This is a genomic window from Pseudoalteromonas prydzensis (assembly GCF_011050055.1).
GTDB lineage: Bacteria > Pseudomonadota > Gammaproteobacteria > Enterobacterales > Alteromonadaceae > Pseudoalteromonas > Pseudoalteromonas prydzensis_A.
In genome coordinates, this window is sequence record NZ_DRGM01000028.1 from 1 (window position 1) to 4168 (window position 4168).

The following is a 4168-nucleotide window of genomic DNA, read 5'->3' on the forward strand; positions in this document are numbered from 1 at the left end:
AGCTTAGGTGACGAGGGACCGAAACGGAGTTTCGCAGCCTGAGGAAGTGAGGTCATGGATGACCGATGTGACCAAGCTCCATGGATGGATTCAAACGCCGATGTTAATTTAACAACAGTTCACTGCCGCACAGGCAGCTTAGAAACACACTAGCTTACCGCTTTCTATCAATGCGTCTGTTCACTGCCGCACAGGCAGCTTAGAAAAAATACCTTGACTACTTCGTGATCCTCGGTTGGTTCACTGCCGCACAGGCAGCTTAGAAAAAAATACGGTATTTCAAGGCGGTCTAACTTGGGTTCACTGCCGCACAGGCAGCTTAGGTGATGAGTGACCGAAACGAAGTTTCGCAGTGCGAAGAAGTGAGGTCATGGATGACCGATGTGACCAAGCTCCATGGATGGATTCAAACGCCGATGTTAATTTAACAACAGTTCACCGCCGAACAGGCGGCTTAGAAAGTGTGACTTTTTTACCAGAGTCGATTTGTTTCCTTCACCGCCGAACAGGCGGCTTAGGTGACGAGGGACCGAAACGGAGTTTCGCAGCCTGAGGAAGTGAGGTCATGGATGACCGATGTGACCAAGCTCCATGGATGGATTCAAACGCCGATGTTAATTTAACAACAGTTCACTGCCACACAGGCAGCTTAGGTGACGGTGAATCGAAACGACATATCTAGTAAAGAGTGCAGCCTGAGGAAGTGAGGTCATGGGTGACCGATGTGACCAAGCTCCATGGATGGATTGTTAACACCGTGGTTTGTTTGAAATTCAGTTCATTTTCGCGCTAAAGCACGACCTACAACACAGGCAGCTTAGGTGACGAGGGAGTGACAAAAATATCGGGAATATTTTTGAACTGCGAAGCAGGCCTTTATGGCGAAGGGCAGGACGCCTAAAGTAAACGACATATCTAGTAAACAGTGCAGCCTGAGGAAGTGAGGTCATGACAGATTTTTGTTCCCGACAAAATCTAAGTACCTAAATCCATTTAGGCAATGACCGATGTAACCAAGCTCCATGGATGGATTATTAACACTATAGTTTGTTTGAAATTCAGTTCATTTTCGCGCTAAAGCACGACCTACAATTTAAAAGCTTCGCTTTTCGCGTGAGCAAGCTCTACGACTACATTCATAAACACCAAGCTACCAAGAAGCACCTGTTACTACCGTAGGAACTGGTGCTAGGATAAGCCGCAGCTCGTTACCTTTTGTCTTCTCATTTACTCTCATTCACTTCTCTTTGTGCAAAATGATTTTAAGTGATGTATTCACAAAGAGGTTATGAGGCGCTGCGCTTTAGAGCAGTGATATAAAAAGCTGTTAGGTTCCAGAAAGTGATTAGGTGCTAGGTATCGTATCCCGCGGATTGGGCGCGATGCTATCTTTAACCCTTCGGCGCTAAAGCGCTCTTCTACACGCCATACTGCTGATGTTTACGGCGACAATATGCTTTCGCGCTAAAGCACGACCTACAGCACAGGGCATTTGGAGTATTGTTGAATTTATAAAGAGGGGTGTTTTTAAGCAACATGCAACGCTTTGATTTGTCGCGAGGTGAACTCGCTGCTACCAATGAGCGCTTGGGGTATTGGGCGTTAATGCGTTTCGTCAAAAACTTGAATTTGATTGCGGCCGGAGTTTTTTGCCATATAAAGTGCGCTGTCGGCGGCGAGGATCATCATATCTGCGGTGGTGTTTTGATCTGGTTTGCAGCTATAACATCCAATGCTGATGGTGAGGTAGTCGGCTACGTTTGAATTTGGATGAGGAATTTCTAGTTGGCTTATTTGCTGTTGCAGTAACTTGGCAAATTTTAAGCAGTGGGTTTTGTCAATGCTGGGTAATACAATTGCAAATTCTTCTCCGCCATAGCGGGCTGCTAAATCACCTTGTCGCTTACATAAACTATGTAATGCATGGGCAACTTGTTTGAGTGCGTGATCACCTTGTCTGTGGCCATGGTTGTCGTTATACAGTTTAAAATAATCGATATCACAAATGATTAAACTCAATGGTTGCTGTGAGCGTGTTGCTCGTTGAATTTCACTGAGTAAGGTTTGATCAAAACAGCGGCGGTTGGCGATATTTGTTAGGCTGTCGAGGTTTGCTTGTGATTGTAGTTCTTTATTCACTAACAGTAGTTGTTGTTGGGCATGTTCTAAACGTTGTTTATAAAAAACATTTTTGAGGGCGTTGGTAATAATTTCACCAACGAGTTTAATGCGCATAAGATCGGTGTCGGTCCAATTGCGCATATGTGTTACGCAATCACAGCCAATAAAACCAAACAAGGCGTTTTCTGAACGCAGCCCGATACATAAAACCGACTTAATCCCTTCCGATTCAAACTCGGCCTTTTCTGCAGCCGCGGCTGCTGGGAGTTTGCGTATATCAGGTACATTAAAAACATGTTTTTCGTTCATTGTGGCAAAAAAATACGGCAGTAAATCTTGTCGGATATCTTGCAGTTTTTCTTTAAAAGGTTTGACCTGCTTATTTACCCATTCGTGGGTATTGCTCATTGCTTTGCCGTCTTCGCTAAATTGAAATAAATAGCTGCGATCGGCATCACAAAATGTACCTATGGTTTTTAAAGCACTTTCGATCTGTTGATCGAGATTATCTATCTGTATATCAATTAGCTGGGTTGATATCTTGGCGATTACTTCATCAAAGTCAGCCTGTTGTGAGGTGGCTGATTGTGGTTCACACGCTAGCATCATTAATTGCGGCGCAATCAAGCTATAGGTGACTTTAATGCATAAAGTCGTATTCTTTTTTGTTATATTGAAGCTGTGTTCAGCGTTATTATTAGGAGTTAAAAACGATTTATAATCGACAGGCTCTTTGCTATCTAAATGCAAAATAGCTAAATGTGCAAAGGCATTTTTTACTGGGCAGGTTGCAGGCATTAAGCCAAATAACCGCTGGCTTGAGGCATTAGCATGAAGCGTATCTGCTTGCTCATCAAACAGCATGATTGCAACTGGTAATGCTTGTAATGATTGCCAAATTTCATCGACAGAATACTGTTTCACAGACTTTCCAACTTCATATTAACACATTAAGCTTATATTCATTTTTAAAAAAGTGGTACTTTAATTGCGCGTTTAATAGAGAAATTAGCGCAATATTAAGTTTTATAGTGCGTTTAAGTCTTGGAAGTACTACAATTGATACTGTATATCATTACTCTTTTCTTGATTCCATCAAAATGATGATTTTTAGCACACTTAGCACAGGTTAAATCGCCTTTCATGACAGACATTACAACGCATCAAGCCTCTCGCCGCAGATTATTAATTGCATTAGCTATCACCTGTTCATTTATGGTCATTCAGGTTATCGGCGCTTATTATGCCAACTCGTTAGCAGTGCTGGCCGATGCCGGGCATTTATTTGTTCATAATAGTTCTTTATTCATTGCGTTAATTGCCTCTAGTTTGGCGATTCATTTGGCTAAAAATTATAATGACGGTTATCAAAAAGCGGAGTTAACCGGTGGTTTGATCAACGGCTGTTTGTATTTAGCGATCAGTTTAGTGATCTTGTTCGAAGGGGGGGAGCGCTTTGTTCACCATCATGAAGGGCAAGGTCCTGAAGTTAATAGCTATTTAATGTCGGTCATTGCTGCGACGGGCTTTTTATTTCACGGTGCAGCGGCATGGGTATTATACAAAGGACGTAAGGCCAGTATTAATGTATATGCGGTCTTTTTACATTCATTTTTTGATTTAATATCAACGGTTTCTACCTTTATCGCTGGGATCCTTATTTATCTGACTGGGTGGAGCGTGATTGATATTTTGTCGAGTATGTTGATTGCGCTGTTTGTGCTGTTTACCGGTGTAAAAGTGATTGTAGGATGTGTGAAAGGGCTGCGTTTAAATAAAGCGAAATTGCCTGATGTTGCTGATATTGAGCAGGCAATTGGCCAAGTGGAACACGTAGAAAATGTGCATAATGTTACGGTTACCCGCCGTGACAAAGAACTGGTAGTGGGTGCCCATGTGGTGCTAAAACAACATTGTACCAAAGAAAAACATGATGAAGCATGCCGATTGAAGGTTGAGCAGTTGTTAGCAAAGCAATTTAAGATTGCCATTAGTGTGTTACAAATCGAAAGCAATGGTTGTCAGCATTAAATTTAGTTAACTTGGC

Annotated in this window: 2 protein-coding genes; one reads left to right on the forward strand and one right to left on the reverse strand. The window is 42.4% G+C overall.

The genetic code is table 11. The features are described from left to right. Positions 1-1602: 1602 nt before the first annotated feature. Positions 1603-3045 carry a sensor domain-containing diguanylate cyclase gene (locus tag ENH88_RS02360; RefSeq protein WP_304179035.1) on the reverse strand — a complete coding sequence of 481 codons (1443 nt, stop codon included), beginning with the start codon at positions 3043-3045 and terminating at the stop codon, positions 1603-1605. Positions 3046-3264: 219 nt separating this feature from the next. Here ENH88_RS02360 and ENH88_RS02365 point away from each other — a divergent pair, with 219 nt between their 5' ends. Continuing rightward, a complete protein-coding gene (locus tag ENH88_RS02365; protein WP_304179037.1) occupies positions 3265-4152 on the forward strand; it encodes a cation diffusion facilitator family transporter in 888 nt (295 codons plus the stop codon). The last annotated feature ends 16 nt before the right edge of the window (positions 4153-4168 follow it).

Coding starts and splice junctions, on each gene's coding strand:
- ENH88_RS02365 (WP_304179037.1), top strand. CDS start 3,265: ATGACAGACATTACAACGCATCAAGCCTCTCGCCGCAGATTATTAATT.